Raw genomic sequence first — 17064 nt, 5'->3', positions numbered from 1 at the left:
AGATTTTGGGAGGCCGGCGCGGCCCGCCGGCTGCGCGCATCCCCCAAGGCCGTGTATAACGCGCAAAATGGCAAGATGACGCAATCTCGCCGTAACAGACCAATAAGACACGACCGCTCGCAAGGATAGCCATGGGCCAGCCCGACACCCGACCACGCCAGCCGCTCTGCCTGCTCTGGGCCATCCCCTACCTGCTGTGCGCCGCGTTCTCGCATCTGTTCAACGACCCGGTCAGCCATGCCAGCTTCGTCTGGCTGCCCTCGGGCGTGGCGGTGGGCGCCTACCTGCTGACGGCCCGCCGCCACTGGCCGATGCTGATGGCGGGCCTGTTCTGCGCCCAGCTGATCCTGAGCTTTCTCTGGCGCGGACAGGCCGCGACGGCGCTGGTGTTCGCCATCACGGCGGCGCTGTCCTCGCTGCTGGCGGCCTGGACCGTGCAGCGCCTGACGCCGCGCGAGGGCGACGTGAGCTTCGTCGCGGCGCTGCTGGGCGGCGGCTGGCTCTGGCTGGCGCACGAGGCGCACGCGCTGCTGCGGCTGCGCAACTGGGTCTCGTCCTACCTGGCCGGCGTGCTCATCATGACGCCGGCGCTCCTGGGCCTGGCGCATTTCCGGCCGCGCCGTTCCGGCGGGCCCCGCGCGCGCGACCTGGCGCTGGGCGCCGTCGCCTACGCGCTGCTGATCGGCGCCACCTTCATGACCTTCGACGGCGACATGATCCGCAACCTGCCCTATGTCGTCACCTTCGAGCTGACCTATCTGCCACTGGTGTTCGCGGTGCTGGTCGCCCTGGTCTGGGGCCCGCTGGGCGGTTCGCTGGCCGTGGTCACGCTGGCGTTCATGGTGCTTTACCAGAGCGGCCAGGGAGAAGGCCCTTTCGTCGCCCCCGACAATCCCTGGCAGGCCTTGCTGGCCACCCAGGCCTACCTGGCGATCACCGCGCTGCTGATCCTGCTGGTCAACACGCTGCGCAGCGCCCGCGCCCAGTCGCTGGAGCGCGCCGAGCAATGGCGTGGCCGCTTCGAGCTGGCGCTGGCCGGCAGCCATCAGCTGATGTACCGCTACAACCCGCAAGACGGCTCGCTGGAGCTGGCCGGCGACGTGCAGGCGGCGCTGGGCGCGCCGGCCGATGCGATGCGCGACCTGGACGCGCTGCTGGCGCGCGCCCATCCGGACGACCGATCGCGCCTGTCCCTGCACTGGGCCGCGCGCCGCGCCGGCACGCAGGACATGACGCCGCTGCTGTTCCGGCTGGCGCATGGCGCGGGCGGCTGGCGGCTGATCAGCGACAAGGGATCGCCGCTGGCCGATTTCGATGGCAGCGTCGCCGTGGTGGCCGGCATGTGGCGGCTCGGCGAGATGGAGCCGGGAACAGGCGATGTCCGCTGACACCGACACCGGAGTCCTGCTCATCCACGGGCTGGGCGGCACGCAGTACGACCTGGGGGCCATGCACAAGATCCTCAGGCGCGCCGGCGTGGAGACCCATGCCCTGACGCTGCCCGGCCACGGCGCCGCGCCGGAAGACCTGATCGGCGTGCGCGCGGAATCCTGGCTGGACGCCGTCACGGCGAAATACCGCGAAGTGGCCGGTCGCCACGACACGCTGCACGTCATGGGCATGTGCCTGGGCGGGCTGCTGGCGGTGGAACTGTGCAAGCGAGAAAACCACCGCAAGGGCAGGCTGGTGTCGCTGGCCGCCCCCGTGTTCATCGACGGCTGGAGCACGCCCTGGTACCGCGGCCTGCGCCACCTGGTCTACCGCATTCCCGGGCTGGCCGACGGCATGCGGGTCGAAGAGGAAGAACCCTATGGCCTGAAGAACGAGCTGGTCCGCTCCATCGTCAAGGCCAAGTTCGAGCGCGGCGAGAACTTCCATTACCGCTGGGTGCCCCTGTCCTGCGTCCGGGAGGTCGACCGGCTGCGCGGCTGGGTCATGCGCGGCCTGGACGCCATCGCCTGTCCGACGCTGATCATGCACGCGCACGAGGACGAGCTGACCTCGGCGCGGTCGGCGCATTTCCTGCGCGACGGCATCGCGGACAGCCGCCTGGTCCTGCTGGACAACAGCTATCACATGATCTGCGTGGACAATGACCGCGACCGCGTCGCGGCGGAGGTGCTGCGCTTCATGGACCGCGTCGCCGAAGCTTCCCAGCCGAGCCGGCTGCAATCGCTGGAAGGCGAGGACGCGCAGCGCCTGCTGTCGACCTATCGCGAATCGCTGCGGGCGGGCGAGTTCGAAACCCTGTTCCCGCTATTCGCCGAGAACGTGGTCTGGACCGAGGAAGGCGACAGCCCGCTCAGCGGCGTCTATCGGGGCAAGAGCGCGCTGATCGATCTGTTCTCCCGGCTGATGGACTATTCGCGCAACACGCTGCGCATTCTCGAGGTCGGCGCGCCGGAGCCGCGCGGCCGCGCTTTCGCCATGCCGCTGCGCTTCCAGGTCCAGGACGGTCCCGGCCTGCAGGAAAGCGGCGCGACCCATACGCTGCGGCTGCGCGCCAATGTCATCACCCGCGTCAATTCCGTGGCGGACGATCCGCCGCGCGCGGACGCGCTATGGCGCAGGCTGGCGGCCGCCAGCGGCGTGGAGCCGGAGGCCGACGCCATGGATCCGCAGACGCTGGCGATCCCGGCCGAGGAACTGGCCGACGCCTTCGAGGCCGCCATGATCGAACTGCGCACGCTGCAACAGCCGCCATCGGCCGCCGTGCAAATCCGGCTGCAGGCGTATGAATGGCAGGTCCGGCGAGGCGACGCCCCGCCCGAAGCGCCCACGGACGCTGATGCCCGCGCCCAGGTGCGCCACGCCGCCTGGCGGCTGCTGGCGGGCCTGCCCGCCGACCAGGCGCGGCGGCGCTATATCGCCCTGGTGCGGCGGCTGGACGCGGACGCCTGACGCCGGCTCGCCCATATACGACGGCAACACGGCCCGGCGCAAACTGCCGACGCGAAAACCGCCCTAGAATACGGCCATGTCCCGCTACAACGCCCCGCCCAGCAACCGGACCGCCACGCGCGGCCGCCTGGTGCTATGGCTGGCGCTGATGACGCTGCTGCTGCGCGCGCTGGTGCCAGCGGGCTACATGCCCGACACCCGCGCCCTGGACGCCGGCCGCTTCGAAGTCACGTTCTGCACCGCCGCCGGCGCGCCTGCCGCGCTCAGCGCGGCGCTGAGCACGCTCAAGGACGGCAAGCCCGCGCATGACGCGCAGACGGGCGCGCAATGCCCGTTCGGGCTGCTGGCGCACCTGACGCCCGCGCCCGCGTTTTCCCTGAATCCCCTGTCGCTGCCGGCCGACACGACGCCGACGGCGCAACCCGCGCAACCTCCCCTGCCCGCGACAGTCGCCCACGGTCCGCCGCTGGGCTCGCGGGCGCCACCTCCCCTGGCCTGACTCGCACTGACCGCGCGGCCCTGTCGCCGCGCGCCCTGTCGAACCGTCCGACCCGAGGTTTTCCATGCGTTCCCCCATCCTGTCCGCGCCGACCGGCGCGGCACGCGCGCCCGATACGCGGCGGCGCCGGCTGCTGCTGTCCGCGGCCGGCCTCATGACCCTGGCCGCCTGCGGCCAGGAAGCCCCCAAGCTCAACGGCATGGACCTGTCCGGCATGCCCACCGGCGATTTCCAGCTGCGTGACACCGAGGATCGCGAGCGCCGGCTGGCCGACTACCGTGGCCAGGCCGTGCTGCTGTTCTTCGGCTTCACCCAATGCCCGGACGTCTGCCCCACGGCGCTCACGCGTGCCACCGAGATCAAGCGACTGCTGGGCGCCGACGCCGGCAAGCTGCGCGTGCTGTTCATCACCGTGGACCCGGAGCGCGACACCCCCGAAATCCTGAAGGCCTATACCCAGGCCTTCGACCCGGAATTCGTCGGCCTGCGCGGCGACGCCGAGCAGACCCGCGCCGCCGCCCAGTCCTTCAAGGTCTTCTACCAGAAGGTCACCACGGGCTCTTCCTACACCATGGACCACACCGCGCTGAGCTATGTGATCGACGCCAAGGGCAAGCTGCGCCTGGCGTTGCGCCACCAGCAAAGCGCCGAGGAATGCGCGCAGGACCTGCGCACCGTGATCTGACCCAACCGCACCGAATCAGGAATACACCATGCAAGCGATCAAATTCTTCAAGCCCCTGGCCGCGCTCGCCCTGTGCACGCTGGCGCTGTCCGCCGCCGCTCCCTCCCTGGCGCAGGAAGCCAGCCTGAAAATCGACGACCCGTGGGTCCGCGCCACCGTGCCCAGCCAGCACGCCACCGGCGTCTTCATGCGCCTGACCTCGGCCACGCCCGCCCGCCTGGTGGCGGTGGAGTCCCAGGCGGCCAAGCATGCCGAAGTCCACGAAATGGCTATGCAGGACAACGTGATGAAGATGCGCCAGGTCAGCGGTATCGACCTGCCCGCCGGACAGGCCGTCGAACTCAAGCCTGGCGGGTATCACATCATGCTGCTCGACCTGCCCGGCCAGATCAAGGAAGGCGACCACGTCGCCCTGACGCTGGTGGTCGAGGACGACAAGCATCAGCAACGCCGCGTGCCGGTGAATGCCATTGCCCGTCCGCTGGGCGCCGCCGCGACCGGCCATGGCGCCGGCGGCCACGGCGCCGCGCCGGCCAAGTAGGCGACCGTCCGCGGCGCTGCCGCTCCGCCCCCCTGAAAGCGGCGCGACAGTTCTGCTGCATTCTTGAAACGCTTCTTGTGTAACCGCGCCGTCCCCCACGCAACGCCACTGCCGCCCGCCGGTCCAACCGGCAATGGGAAATCGCCCGCAGGCAGCCGCGCGGGCGACGGCGCGGCCCGGTTCGCTCCGAGGCCGCATGCTTTGTGACAGCAAGGAGCGTTTCATGAAATCCCTAACAGCCACTCTCTGGCTCTGCGCGGGCCTGGCCGCCGCCGGCGCCGCGCAGGCGCAGCCGGCCCAGTACAAGCGCGATCTCTACGGCGACTGGCGCGTCAGCTACGCGGCGCCCGCGCCCAAGACGTCCGATCAGGTCGCCGCCGAACTGGCCCAGGCCAAGACCAGCGGCCAGTATTCGTTCGGCCAGGAAGACTACCCGCCCGCCATCGCGGCGACAGGCATGCCGGAAAGCCGCGCACAGGTCGAGCAGGAACTGCAGCAGGCCGAGGTCGCCGGCCTGATGGCCTCGGACGAGGAAGACTATCCGCCGCCCATGATGGCGCACAGCGGCACCGCCGGCATGCAGTAAGCGCGGCAGGCCAGCTATCGGGGACAGCCTGGCCGGCCCGCCGACCGGCGGCCCCCTGTGATTCGCCTACAATAAGCCCGCATCCGCCGCCCGCGCCGACCACGCCCGGGCATGGCCTGGCCGCCCCGGCCGGCCCCGCGGACGCGAGCGTTTGGCGCAGCCGGGCGCCCGTACCCGCCGGCAGGAAGCGCCGGCTCATCAGTGTCTGGACATGCCCGGTAGTTCCGCCTTTTCATTCCTGCGTACCCTATGCAGCCTGCGCTGGCTCGCCATCGCGGGCCAGGCCGCCACCATCCTGCTGGCCAGCAGCCTGCTGCGGCTGGACCTGCCGCTGGAACCATTGTGGACCGGCGTGGGCGTGCTGATCGGCTTCAACCTCTACGCCATCCTGCGCCTGCGGCACAGCCGCGACCTGTCCCACGTGACGGCCTTCGCCCACCTGCTGGTCGACATGGCGGTGCTGGCCTGGATGGTGGGCTGGAGCGGCGGCATCGGCAATCCGTTCGGCATGATGTTCCTGATCCTGACGGCGCTGGCCGCGCTGGCGCTGCCGCGCAACTGGGCCCTGGCCGCCGCCGTGGCCGGCATCAGCGGCTATGTGCTGGCCGCCCTGTTCGGCCGGCCGCTGCAAGGCGGCATCGACGCCCACACCCTGCTGCTGTGGGGCCTGGGCGCCAACTTCCTGATTTCCGTGGTGGTGGTGCTGGTGTTCTCGACCCGCATGGCGGCCGACCTGCGCGCCCGCGAGCGCGAACTGGCCCGGCTGCGCGAGCGCTTCACCCGCAATGAAGGCATCGTGGCCCTGGCCACGCACGCCGCCGCGATGGCCCATGAGCTGAACACGCCGCTGGCCACCATGACCCTGCTGGCCGACGAGATCTCCGCCGAGGTCAAGGATCCCGACCTGCGCGCCGACGTGGCCACGCTGAGCCAGCTACTGGCGCTGTGCCGGGAACGCATCCGCAATCTGGCGGTCCCAACCGCTGTTGACCTGGTCCGGGTGGTGGGCCAGTGGCGCCTGATCCGGCCCACCATCGACCTGCAGCGCTCGGGCAGCCTGCCGTCCAGCCTGCGGGTGGATCCGGCCATCGCCCACCTGCTGCAGGCGCTGCTGAACAATGCCGCCGACGCCGGCGAAGCCGCCGGCGCGCCGCGCGTGGACCTGCATCTGGAATATGGCTACGGCGCGCTGCGGGGCGAAGTGCGGGACTACGGCCGGGGCTTCGATCCCGACCGGACCCTGCTGCCGGCCACCAGCCTGTTCAACAGCGGCAAGCCGGGCGGCCTGGGCGTGGGCCTGGCGCTGTCGCACGCCACGGTCGAACAGCTGGGCGGCGAAATGACCATGACGGCCGCCGAAGACGGGGGCACCCGCATCCGTTTCTATCTGCCTCTCGGCACATCCGGGACCTGACTATGAATCCTACCGACCTTGGCCTGCTGATCGACGACGACGAGCTGTATGTGCGCACCTTGCAACGCAGCCTGTCGCGCCGGGGCCTGGAAACCCGCACCGCCACCGGCATCGCCGAGGCGCTGCGCGTGGCCGAGGAGATCCGGCCGGCCTTCGCCCTGGTGGACCTGCGCCTGGGCGAGGACTCCGGCCTGACCCTGATCCGTCCCCTTCGCGCGCTGCGCGCCGACATGCGGATCCTGCTGGTCACCGGCTACGCCAGCGTGGCCACGGCGGTCGAGGCGATCAAGCGCGGCGCCGACGACTACCTGCCCAAGCCGGCCACCGCCCCCATGATCCTGCGCACCCTGGGCCTGGTGAAGCCGGAAAGCGTCGAGATCGAGGCCACCATGACCCCGCTGCACCGGCTGGAGTGGGAACATATCCACCAGGCGCTGCACGAGACCGGGGGCAACGTCTCGGCCGCCGCCCGCCTGCTGGGCATGCACCGGCGCTCCCTGCAGCGCAAGCTGGCCAAGAAACCGGGGCCGGAACGCGAAGTGTTGCTGGATTGATTTGTGCAGGTGCGACATATCGTCGCACCTGCCCACCGCCGCGACAGCCGCACCGCTCCCTGGGAAAACCCTGAATCCCGCAATATGGGGCTGGCGCCACGCAGGGCAATGCGACCATTCGTCGCAGGCTTGACTCAGATCAAGTCGATAGGATGGAGGTTGCTGCCTCGCAGCATACCGTCTGCTGCGTTGCAGCATTTTCCACCTTCCATCCAAGGCTGTACGTGAAACACCCCCTCCTTGCGACCCTTACGCGCATTCTCGGCGTCGGCGCGGTCATGCTGCTTGGCGGCTGCAACATGGAAATCCTCTCCCCCAAGGGAGACATTGGCGCCCAGGAAAAGACGCTCCTGCTCACGGCCACCGGGCTCATGCTCCTCGTCGTGATTCCCGTCCTTTTCATGATCGTGGGCTTTGCCTGGAAATACCGCGCTTCCAACACCAAAGCCGTTTACCAGCCCAAGTGGGCCCACTCCACCGCCATCGAGGTCGTGGTCTGGACCGTTCCCCTGATCATCATCACCATCCTGGCCGTGCTCACTTGGCGCTCGACCCATGCGCTGGATCCGTACAAGCCCCTGGTGTCGGAACACAAGCCGGTCACCATCGAGGTGGTGTCGCTGGACTGGAAGTGGCTCTTCATCTACCCCGAATACGACATCGCCACCGTCAACGAGATCGCCTTCCCCGTGGACGTGCCGGTGAACTTCCGCATCACCTCGGCCTCGGTGATGAACTCGTTCTTCATTCCCCAGCTCGGCAGCCAGATCTATTCGATGGCGGGCATGGAAACCAAGCTGCACCTGAACGCGCGCGAACCCGGCACCTACGCCGGCATTTCCGCCAACTACAGCGGCGGCGGCTTCTCCGGCATGCGCTTCAAGGCCATCGCCACCTCGCAGGAAGGCTTCGACGAATGGGTCAAGCAAGCCAAGGCCGCGCCCCAGGCGCTGACGCCCGAGGTCTACCAGGAGCTGACCAAGCGCAGCGAGCACAACCCGGTCGTGAAATACGCCTCGGTGCCGCCCGCCATGTTCGATTTCATCCTGGGCAAGACCATGTCCAAGATGGCAGGCGTGGAAGACGCCACGTGCACCCCCACGTCGAATAATCTGATCGCAGGAATCAACTGACAATGTTCGGGAAACTCACCCTAGAGGCCATTCCGTACCATGAACCCATCGTCATGGTTACGCTGGCCGCCGTGTGCCTGGGGGGCCTCGCGCTCTTCGGCGCCATCACCTACTTCGGCAAGTGGAAGTACCTGTGGACGGAATGGCTGACCTCCGTCGACCACAAGCGCATCGGCGTGATGTACATCATCGTCGCCCTGATCATGCTGCTGCGCGGCTTCGCCGACGCCATCATGATGCGCACCCAGCTGGCGGTGGCCTCGGCCGATTCCGCCGGCTTCCTGCCTCCGCACCACTACGACCAGATCTTCACCGCCCACGGCGTCATCATGATCTTCTTCATGGCGATGCCCTTCATCACCGGGCTGATGAACATCGTGGTGCCGCTGCAGATCGGCGCCCGTGACGTGGCCTACCCGTTCCTGAACTCGCTGAGCTTCTGGCTGTTCGGCGCCGGCGTCGTGCTGATGATGGTCTCGCTGTTCGTGGGCGAGTTCGCCGCCACCGGCTGGCTGGCCTATCCGCCGCTGTCCGGGCTGGACTACAGCCCCAGCGTCGGGGTGGACTACTACATCTGGGCCTTGCAGATATCCGGCCTGGGGACCACGCTTTCCGGCATCAACTTCATCGTGACCATCCTGCGCATGCGCGCGCCGGGCATGAGCCTGATGAAGATGCCGATCTTCACCTGGACCTCGCTGGTCACCAACGTCCTGATCGTCGCCGCCTTCCCCGTGCTGGCCGCCACGCTGGCGCTGCTGACGATGGACCGCTACCTGGGCACGCACTTCTTCACGAACGACATGGGCGGCAACGTCATGATGTACGTGAACCTGATCTGGATCTGGGGCCACCCCGAGGTCTACATCCTGGTGCTGCCGGCCTTCGGCGTGTACTCGGAAGTGGTCGCCACCTTCGCCCGCAAGACGCTGTTCGGCTACAAATCCATGGTTTACGCCACGGCCGCCATCGGCGTGCTGTCGTTCCTGGTCTGGCTGCACCACTTCTTCACCATGGGCGCGGGAGCCGACGTCAATGCCTTCTTCGGCATAGCGACAATGATCATCTCGATCCCGACCGGGGCCAAGATCTTCAACTGGCTGTTCACCATCTACCGAGGCCGCCTGCGCATCACCACGCCGGTGCTGTGGACGCTGGGCTTCATGATCGTGTTCGTCATCGGCGGCATGACCGGCGTGATGCTGGCCATCCCCGGCGTGTCGTTCGTGCTGCACAACAGCCTGTTCCTGATCGCTCACTTCCACAACACCATCATCGGCGGCGTGGTTTTCGGCTGCATCGCCGGCATGACCTACTGGTTCCCCAAGGCTTTCGGCTTCACGCTCAACGAGCGCCTGGGCCGCTATTCGTTCTACTGCTGGTTCGTCGGCTTCTTCCTGGCCTTCATGCCCCTGTACATCCTGGGCTTCAAGGGCATGACGCGTCGCCTGAACCACTACGACAACCCCGAATGGCAACCCTACCTGCTGGTCGCCCTGGCCGGCGCCGCGCTGATCATGCTGGGCATCTGGTTCCTGCTGCAGCAGGTGTTCGTGTCGGTCCGCCAGCGCAAGCAGAACCAGGACGTGACCGGCGATCCCTGGGATGGCCGCACGCTGGAATGGGCCATCTCCTCGCCGGCTCCTTTCTACAACTTCGCCCACGTGCCGCAGGTTGACGCGCTGGACCAGTTCTGGGAAGACAAGCAGAGCGGCAAGGCCTACAAGCGCCCGGCCAAGTACGAAGACATCCACATGCCGAAGAACACCGCCGCCGGCGTATTCATCGGCGCCTTTGGCCTGGTCATGTGCTTTGCCCTGATCTGGCACATCTGGTGGCTGTCGATCGTCGGCTTCGTCGGCATGATCGGTTCGTTCATCGTTCGCGCCTATGACCGCGACGTCGACTACTGGGTCCCGGCCGCGGAAGTCGAACGCATCGAGAACGCTCACTTTGACAAAATGCAGAAGGCCGCCTGAGTCATGATCCAAGCTGTTGCCACCCACCCCCACGCGGGTCACGACGATCACGCGCACCATGACGATGGTTCCAAGACCGTATTCGGTTTCTGGGTCTATCTCATGAGCGACCTGCTCATCTTCTCGGTGCTGTTCGCCACCTTCGCCGTGCTGGCCAACGCCACGGCGGGCGGCCCCACCGGCAAGGAGCTGTTCGACCTGAAGTTCGTGCTGGTCGAGACCCTGCTGCTGCTGTTCTCCAGCTTCACCTTCGGCATGGCGAACCTGAACGTGCACGCCAACAACAAGTCCCGCGCGATGGGCTGGTTGATGGTCACGTTCCTGTTCGGCGCGGGCTTCATCGCGATGGAAGTCTATGAATTCCATCACCTGATCACGGAAGGCGCCGGCCCGGGCCGCAGCGCGTACCTGTCGGCGTTCTTCACGCTGATCGGCACGCACGGCCTGCACGTGACCTTCGGCCTGATCTGGATCATCGTCATGATCGACATGATCCGCCGCCACGGCCTGGACTCGATCAACAAGCGTCGCCTGGCGTGCCTGAGCCTGTTCTGGCACTTCCTGGACATCGTCTGGATCTGCGTCTTCACCTTCGTCTATCTCATGGGAGCCATCTGATGTCGCACTCCGCTGCGGCCGCTCACGGCCACGACGACCACGCCGCCGACCACGGCACCCTGAAGTCCTACATCACCGGGTTCGTGCTGTCGCTGCTCCTCACCTTCGGCTCCTTCGGCCTGGTGATGCACGGCGCGCTGTCGCACACCGTCACCATCATCGGCGTGGTGGCGCTGTGCGTGCTCCAGCTGCTGGTGCAGCTGGTGTACTTCCTGCACATGGGCGCCTCCAAGTCCGCCCGCGACAACCTGGCCACGTTCCTGTTCACCGTGATGATCATCGCCATCATCGTCGGCGGTTCGGCCTGGGTGCTGTACAACATGAACGTCAACATGGGCCACGCGATGTAAATCGCGTCCCGTGCCGCGCTTGCGCGGACGGCGTAAAAAAAGCGGATGCCTGACGGCATCCGCTTTTTTCTTGCGCCGCCGCTGCGCAACGGCGGGGTCCGCACGGGCAATCGCCGTCGGACCGGGCAAGCGGGGCGGCAAGCGGGGCGGCAAGCGGGGCGGCGAGCGGGGGTCTATCAGCTTCCGCCGAAATCCCGGGAAAGATAATCCTCGTTTCCACCAAGTTGTGTCAGCGCCCGGGAGGTTCAAGAATCCTGCCCACGAATCCGAGGCAAGCCGAACCGGGGAGAACTTGCACATGCGTATCGAGCGCGTCACGCGGCGTCGTTTCGTCGTGGGGGCCATGGCCGCGACGCTGCCATGGATCAATCCGGGGCTCAGGCAGGGCAGGCTATCGTTCATGCGCGACGCCCATGCCTGGGTACAGGTGGCCGCGCTGGCGCTGAGCGCCATTTCGGCTTTCTCCAGGGGCGGCGACGGCGGGCTCGGCGCCTACCTGGCCAACATCAAGCAATTGTCGGAAGAAAACATCCGCCTGACCCGCGAAGTGCTGCTACGCGTCGCGGAAATCCAGGCCAAGCTGGCGGAGCTGCCCGAACGGATGCGGCGGATTTTCGTGGAGGTCCAGGGCTATCAGCTGGCCCAGCAGACGCAGACCGCGCTGAACCTGCTGCAGGCCGTGGAAGAATCGTACAAGCAGCGAGGCAAGCTGCGCGACGTGGACCGCCGCAGCTGCGAGCAGATCCTGCAGACCTGCGCCAACCTGACCGGCGCGCGCGCGGCCGCCTATGGCGTGGGCGGCACCGCAGCATCCTGCATCGCCGTCATCGGCGCGGTCGACGCCCGCGCGCACTGGTTCCTGGGTCGACAGGCGGACTTCCGCCGCTGGGTCGCCATCGCCTACCTGCCCTGGTTCGACGCCATCCTGGGTGACAGCGAGTTCAGCCTCTACCGCTCTCTGATCGACGAGGGCACGCTGCTGGCCAACATGGGCGCGACCGCGCTGAACGGTCTGCCGGCCGCGCAGCGACAGGCCATGACAGCGCAATGGCAAGCTATCATCGCCAACGGGCCGGGCTCGGCCTCGCAGGAATTCGTCCTGGCTTGCGGCACCTATGGCAAACAGACCGGTACCAAGCGCGGCAAGTGCATCGAGTCCGTCTGCGATCCGCGCATGGTATCCCGCGACCTGGAGATCAACTCGGCGCTTGGCCGCATCCTGGAAGCCAGCCGCATGGCGGAACCGGAACTGGCGGAATTGCCACCGCCTGCGTCGAACCGACTGGCGCCAAAAGCGACAATGGGCGCCGCGCCCGCCTTGGGCGACGCATCGGTGTTGGCGAGGCACAAGGACTTTTGCTATTGCGGCAGCTACGCCGCCGATCCCATCTACACCCCAGACCGGGCATCTGGCCTGGTCGGGACATTGCGCTCATACCAGGACGAGAACCAGATGCCGCAGCTTGCCCTGGACCGCGGCTGGAAAGCGGCGACGCCCGCCCACTGCGGCATCGCAGTGAACGGCGGCGAAACCACGGAGGCGGGACAGGCGGCGGCGGTGCAGCGCCAGTTCAAATCCGTGGAGGATGCGCTCGGCCGATTCGATGGCAACGAACTGGCAAGCTACAACGCCCAGCGCGCGCTGGTGTTCACGACCTACAAGCTGCTCGACGCCACGCGTGCGAGCCGCAACGCCTTCGCGCGGGCGGTCGCATGAAGGCCCTCGCCCTCACACTCGCGCTGGTCGTGGCGGCCGCCGGCATGCATGCGGACAGCCATGCCCAGGACGGCAAGTCGCCGTCCGATCTGACGGTGCTGATCCCAAGCAAGACCTGGAGCGCGGCGGCCGTGCCCCGCTCGCCCAGCGAAGTGGCCGACGCCTGGTCCGGCGCCATCGACGGCATCGCCTGGTGGGTCAATCTCTACGGCGAGCAGGCGGTGCGCAAGCAGATCGATGTGCTGCTACGCGAATCGGTCGCCGACGCCAGGAAACTCATCGAATGGACTGGCGACGGCGCATTGGTCGAAGTACGGCTGATCGAGCGTTCCCACCCCGACAGCCCCTTCAAGGCCGTGGGCATCCTGGGCGACCGGCTGTGGCTGGCCGGTACCGGCACCCGTCCCGAGGACGCGCTCTACGACTACTGGTCGCGCCCGAGCCTGCGGCCCGGCGTGCCCGACAGCTGGTCGGTGCACCCGCTGGGCGAGACCTATTTCTGGATCAAATTGGAGGGCGACAAACCGGTGATCGCGGCGGTGGAGCGCGGCCTGGCGCGAGATCTGGACGCCAGGCTGCGCGACGATTTCGGCCGCTATGCGGCGGACCATGCCCGGCGCAGCTGGAACGCGCGCACGCGCTGGGAGAACGTGGCCGTAGCCACCAAGAAGCGGCTGGCGGACACAGCCGCGCGCAAGGCGGTGGACTCGGCCATGCTGGAAATCCGCGCCTCCCAGGAACGCGTCGCCAAGGCCGACGCCGAGTTGCAGCGCGCCTTGCAGCGCGAACGACGCGCCGCCTCGGCGCTGCAGACCGTCCGGCTGCTACAAGGCGTGCTGACCGTCGTGCAACTGGCGCAGGAAGTCCGGACCATCATCGACGAACCCCTTCCACAACTGAGCAACGCCTCCACGGCAGCGGCCGTGATCAACGTGACCGAAACCGTCTACAAGGACAGCACGGTCCAGAAGGCCACCATGATGGCCACGTTCTCCGGCAGTCTGGCCGATCTGCAGAAATACCTCAACCTGCTTGGCGCGCAGGCGGCCAAGGCTGGCGCACCCGCATCCGTGAACCAATCGCTGCAGATTCCAAAGCCACAGTGAGCACGAGCGCGGCGCGGGCTCGTGGCCGCGTCCGCGCGCCGCTTGTCCGGATCGTTGTCCGGAACCTGGCGCTTGCCGCTATGCTGGCGCCGACGCCTCGCGGCTGGCGACGATGGAATGTCCTCGAGCCGCCGCCCCGGCCCGCTCCCTACCGCCGCACCTGGAACACAAGCAAACATGACTACCATGGGCCACACGCTCACCAGCGCCATCTTCGTCATTCTCGGCCTCTGGCATCTGTACTGGGCAGCCGGCGGCAAGCTGGCGCACGGCGCCGCGATTCCGACGCGCCAGGACGGCTCGCCGCTGTTCCGCCCATCGGCCGCGGGCACCGCCACTGTGGGAACGGCGCTGCTGGCCTGCGCCGCGCTGGTCGCCTTCAACGCGGGGCTGCTGCCCGCCATCGGCGCCGCGCGCTGGACGCGCTGGGCTGGCGCCGCGCTGGCACTGGGCCTGCTGGTCCGCGCCATCGGCGACTTCGGCTATGTGGGATTCTTCAAGCGCAAGGGCGGCAACCCCTTCGCGCGCCTGGACACGCGCGTCTATTCGCCGCTGTGCCTGCTGCTGGCCGCCGGCACGCTGGCCGCGTCCTGGCCACTGGCCTGATGACGCCGCCCGGCCCGGCGACGCAAGATCGATTCGTTATATATTCTGCAACATAACGATTGATTGACACCTTCAATATCCCGCTCCGCTCCCGCCTTCCTTTTCCGTAGCCGCCCCTCATGGATCACGCCCTGGTCGCCGACGAGTCCTCCCGCCTGTTGGCCTGTACGCTGCTGCGCCACGCGCAGCCCGACGACCCCGACGCCGCGTTCTTCGCCACGGTGCTCGGCAAGTGCCTGGCGCTGGGCGATCCGGGCCGCAGCGGCCTGCCGCCAGCGGAGCTGCGCGCGCTGCTCGAGACCCTGTTCCCCGGCGCGCTGGACGACACCAGCGCGGAGCTGGAAGCGCTGCGACCGCAGCTCCAGGCCTATGAGGCGCGCGGCCTGGACGATCCGCAGCCCGGTTTTTCGCTGCTGTTGCGCGTGCTGCTGGAAACCTGGAGCGCGCCCGAGCTGGACACCACCCCGCTGGTCAGCTGCGTGCTCACGCGCGCCTGCCTGCGCCCCGACCATCTGTGGCGCGACCTGGGCCTGTCCGGCCGCGAGGACGTGACCGCCCTGCTGACACGCCACTATCCCGGACTGGCGGCGCGCAACGTACGCAACCTGCGTTGGAAGCAATACCTGGCCTATGCCGCCTGCGAACATGCCGGGCTGCCGCCCGCCGCCGCGCCCGGCTGTCCGGGCTGCGAGGACCATGAACATTGCTACGGCGGCGCGGCGGCCTGACTGCGCCGCGGCCACCCGGTCGCGCCTTGGCGCGCGGCGACCGGAGCGGATCCCGCGCGCCGCCGGGAATCGGTTCTAATACCCGCCATGGACACGACGCAAGACATTGAACGCCGCCTGACGGAACTCGAGATCAAGGCCAGCTTCGCCGACGACATGCTGGAGCAGCTCAACCAGATCATCGTCCGCCAGCAACAGCAGATGGAACGGCTGGCGCGCGAGCTGGCCGACATGCGCCAGCAACAGCAGCCCGAAGGCGCCGCCTTCCGCAGCCTGCGCGACGAACTGCCGCCGCACTACTGACCGCCCGGTTCCGGCGCGCCCGCGCCACGCCTGCGCCGTGCCGGACGATCCCGTCCGGCTCATCCCCGCTCCGATTCCCCCGCCTATCCGCGCATCAGCTGGCATGTCGGTGGCTTGCGCACGCCCCCATGGCCGCCACCGGTGATGTCTATTCAGAAAAAACAAATAAATTATCCCGCTGGTGGAAATATGCTTTTTGAATATACGGGTTTATCCGGATCCCGGATCGGCGCATCATTCATTCAACCGGAAACAACAACGAACCACGACGGCAGGCCGCCGGATTCGCTCCCCCCCGGCTCTACAAATTGGAGAAGCACCATGAAGACCACCAAGACTTTCGCAACCGCCCTGATGTTCTCGCTGGCCGCGCTGGGCGCCGCCGCCCACGCCTCGCCCAACATCGAACCGAACAACGTGCCATTCCAGGGCGTCTACGGCACGCCGTATGAAGGCCCGAGCCGCGCCCAGGTGCAGGCCGAGCTGGCCGCGGCCAAGGCCGCCGCCAAGGCGGCCGGCCAGGTCTGGAACGTCGAGCCCAACGACACGCCCTTCGCCGGCGTCTACGGCACTCCGTACAACGGCCCCAGCCGCGCCCAGGTCGAAGCCGATCTGGCCAGCGCCAAGATCGCCGGCCAGGTGTCGAACGTCGAACCCAACGACATGCCGTTCTCCGGCGTCTATCACGGCGAATGAGTCACCGGCGGGCGCCGCCCGCCTCGCCCCGCAACGAACAACCCTCCCCCGTGTTGTATTTCGCCGCCCGCGGTTCCGGGGCGGCATTTTTTTGCCCGGCGGCCAGCGCCCCGCCAGCAAAAGAATCACGGGAACATGGCCCCGTTCCCGGCAGGTGTAGGACAATAGCGGTTCTACATTATCCGGGAGCCCATCTTGAGATACACCCGCGTTCTCGCCTCGGCGGCGCTCGCCCTCGGCCTGGCTCAGGCCGCCGTGGCCGCGCCCGCCGTGATGCTCAACCATGCGCTGATCACGCAGATCCCCAAGGCCGACCAGCCCTCGTTCCACCAGGCGGTCGCCGACGCGCTGAACAACTCCGCCGACGGCCAGAGCACCAACTGGTCCAGCGTGCCCAAGCGCAAGGTCACGCCGCCGATCACGGTCAAGCTCACCCCGACGCAGACCACCAAGCTCAAGGACGATCGCGCCTGCCGCTTCCTGGAAGGCGATTTCGCGCGGGCCAACACCACCGAGTCCTGGAAGTTCTGGTTCTGCAAGCAGCCCGACGGCAGCTGGAAGGCCAGCAGCAACTAAGGCTGGCCGGGCCGCCCGCGCGTCGCGCGGAACCGGCCCCGTTAATTACAAAACGCCGCCCGGTCCACAGAC

At 67.7% G+C, this 17064-nt stretch carries 19 protein-coding genes; all 19 read left to right on the top strand.

Annotated features, from left to right (window positions below; all coding sequences use genetic code 11):
• Nucleotides 1-131: 131 nt before the first annotated feature.
• Complete coding sequence (locus tag AC6LJ5_RS20825) at nt 132-1388, top strand: MASE1 domain-containing protein (protein ID WP_498141482.1); 1257 nt, start codon at nt 132-134, stop codon at nt 1386-1388.
• Nucleotides 1378-2901 (top strand): acyl-CoA-binding protein, encoded by a 1524-nt coding sequence (locus tag AC6LJ5_RS20820; RefSeq protein WP_103275975.1) that lies wholly within the window; start codon nt 1378-1380, stop codon nt 2899-2901. Before AC6LJ5_RS20825 ends, AC6LJ5_RS20820 begins: the two co-directional genes overlap by 11 nt.
• 76 nt (nt 2902-2977) lie before the next feature.
• Nucleotides 2978-3400 (top strand): DUF2946 family protein, encoded by a 423-nt coding sequence (locus AC6LJ5_RS20815; RefSeq protein ID WP_103275976.1) that lies wholly within the window; start codon nt 2978-2980, stop codon nt 3398-3400.
• A gap of 64 nt (nt 3401-3464) precedes the next feature.
• Entirely contained in the window at nt 3465-4085 is a 621-nt protein-coding gene (locus AC6LJ5_RS20810; protein ID WP_103275977.1) for an SCO family protein, read from the top strand.
• Between the two features lie 28 nt (nt 4086-4113).
• On the top strand, nt 4114-4626 hold the full coding sequence (locus AC6LJ5_RS20805; protein ID WP_498141481.1) for a copper chaperone PCu(A)C: 513 nt from the start codon (nt 4114-4116) through the stop codon (nt 4624-4626).
• Nucleotides 4627-4849: 223 nt separating this feature from the next.
• Nucleotides 4850-5212, top strand: a complete 363-nt coding sequence (locus AC6LJ5_RS20800) for a DUF4148 domain-containing protein (RefSeq protein ID WP_103275979.1) — start codon at nt 4850-4852, stop codon at nt 5210-5212.
• Between the two features lie 211 nt (nt 5213-5423).
• Nucleotides 5424-6626 (top strand): ATP-binding protein, encoded by a 1203-nt coding sequence (locus AC6LJ5_RS20795; RefSeq protein ID WP_103275980.1) that lies wholly within the window; start codon nt 5424-5426, stop codon nt 6624-6626.
• Between the two features lie 2 nt (nt 6627-6628).
• Nucleotides 6629-7180, top strand: coding sequence for a response regulator transcription factor (locus AC6LJ5_RS20790; RefSeq protein ID WP_103275981.1), 552 nt, complete (start codon nt 6629-6631; stop codon nt 7178-7180).
• A 224-nt stretch (nt 7181-7404) separates the two neighbouring features.
• Entirely contained in the window at nt 7405-8313 is a 909-nt protein-coding gene (cyoA, locus tag AC6LJ5_RS20785; protein ID WP_103275982.1) for a ubiquinol oxidase subunit II, read from the top strand.
• Between the two features lie 2 nt (nt 8314-8315).
• On the top strand, nt 8316-10292 hold the full coding sequence (gene cyoB, locus AC6LJ5_RS20780) for a cytochrome o ubiquinol oxidase subunit I (RefSeq protein WP_498141480.1): 1977 nt from the start codon (nt 8316-8318) through the stop codon (nt 10290-10292).
• Between the two features lie 3 nt (nt 10293-10295).
• Nucleotides 10296-10910, top strand: coding sequence for a cytochrome o ubiquinol oxidase subunit III (gene cyoC / locus AC6LJ5_RS20775; RefSeq protein WP_103275984.1), 615 nt, complete (start codon nt 10296-10298; stop codon nt 10908-10910).
• Nucleotides 10910-11260, top strand: coding sequence for a cytochrome o ubiquinol oxidase subunit IV (cyoD, locus tag AC6LJ5_RS20770; protein WP_103275985.1), 351 nt, complete (start codon nt 10910-10912; stop codon nt 11258-11260). The genes cyoC and cyoD overlap by 1 nt, the downstream gene beginning before the upstream one ends.
• 298 nt (nt 11261-11558) lie before the next feature.
• On the top strand, nt 11559-12977 hold the full coding sequence (locus tag AC6LJ5_RS20765; protein ID WP_498141479.1) for a hypothetical protein: 1419 nt from the start codon (nt 11559-11561) through the stop codon (nt 12975-12977).
• Nucleotides 12974-14083 carry a hypothetical protein gene (locus tag AC6LJ5_RS20760; RefSeq protein WP_498141478.1) on the top strand — a complete coding sequence of 370 codons (1110 nt, stop codon included), beginning with the start codon at nt 12974-12976 and terminating at the stop codon, nt 14081-14083. The genes AC6LJ5_RS20765 and AC6LJ5_RS20760 overlap by 4 nt, the downstream gene beginning before the upstream one ends.
• 177 nt (nt 14084-14260) lie before the next feature.
• Nucleotides 14261-14689 carry a DUF3995 domain-containing protein gene (locus AC6LJ5_RS20755; RefSeq protein WP_498141477.1) on the top strand — a complete coding sequence of 143 codons (429 nt, stop codon included), beginning with the start codon at nt 14261-14263 and terminating at the stop codon, nt 14687-14689.
• Nucleotides 14690-14808: 119 nt separating this feature from the next.
• On the top strand, nt 14809-15417 hold the full coding sequence (locus AC6LJ5_RS20750) for a nitrogen fixation protein NifQ (protein WP_498141476.1): 609 nt from the start codon (nt 14809-14811) through the stop codon (nt 15415-15417).
• An 87-nt stretch (nt 15418-15504) separates the two neighbouring features.
• Complete coding sequence (locus tag AC6LJ5_RS20745) at nt 15505-15720, top strand: SlyX family protein (protein ID WP_498141475.1); 216 nt, start codon at nt 15505-15507, stop codon at nt 15718-15720.
• 321 nt (nt 15721-16041) lie between these two features.
• The gene (locus tag AC6LJ5_RS20740; protein WP_103275991.1) at nt 16042-16416 is read left to right on the top strand and encodes a DUF4148 domain-containing protein; all 375 of its coding nucleotides are present in this window, start codon (nt 16042-16044) and stop codon (nt 16414-16416) included.
• 195 nt (nt 16417-16611) lie between these two features.
• Complete coding sequence (locus AC6LJ5_RS20735) at nt 16612-16992, top strand: hypothetical protein (RefSeq protein WP_498141474.1); 381 nt, start codon at nt 16612-16614, stop codon at nt 16990-16992.
• The last annotated feature ends 72 nt before the right edge of the window (nt 16993-17064 follow it).

The organism is Achromobacter sp. 1011791174, from assembly GCF_059760925.1.
The sequence above is the reverse complement of the archived record's forward strand: the minus strand, read 5'-3'. Positions and strand labels throughout refer to the sequence as shown.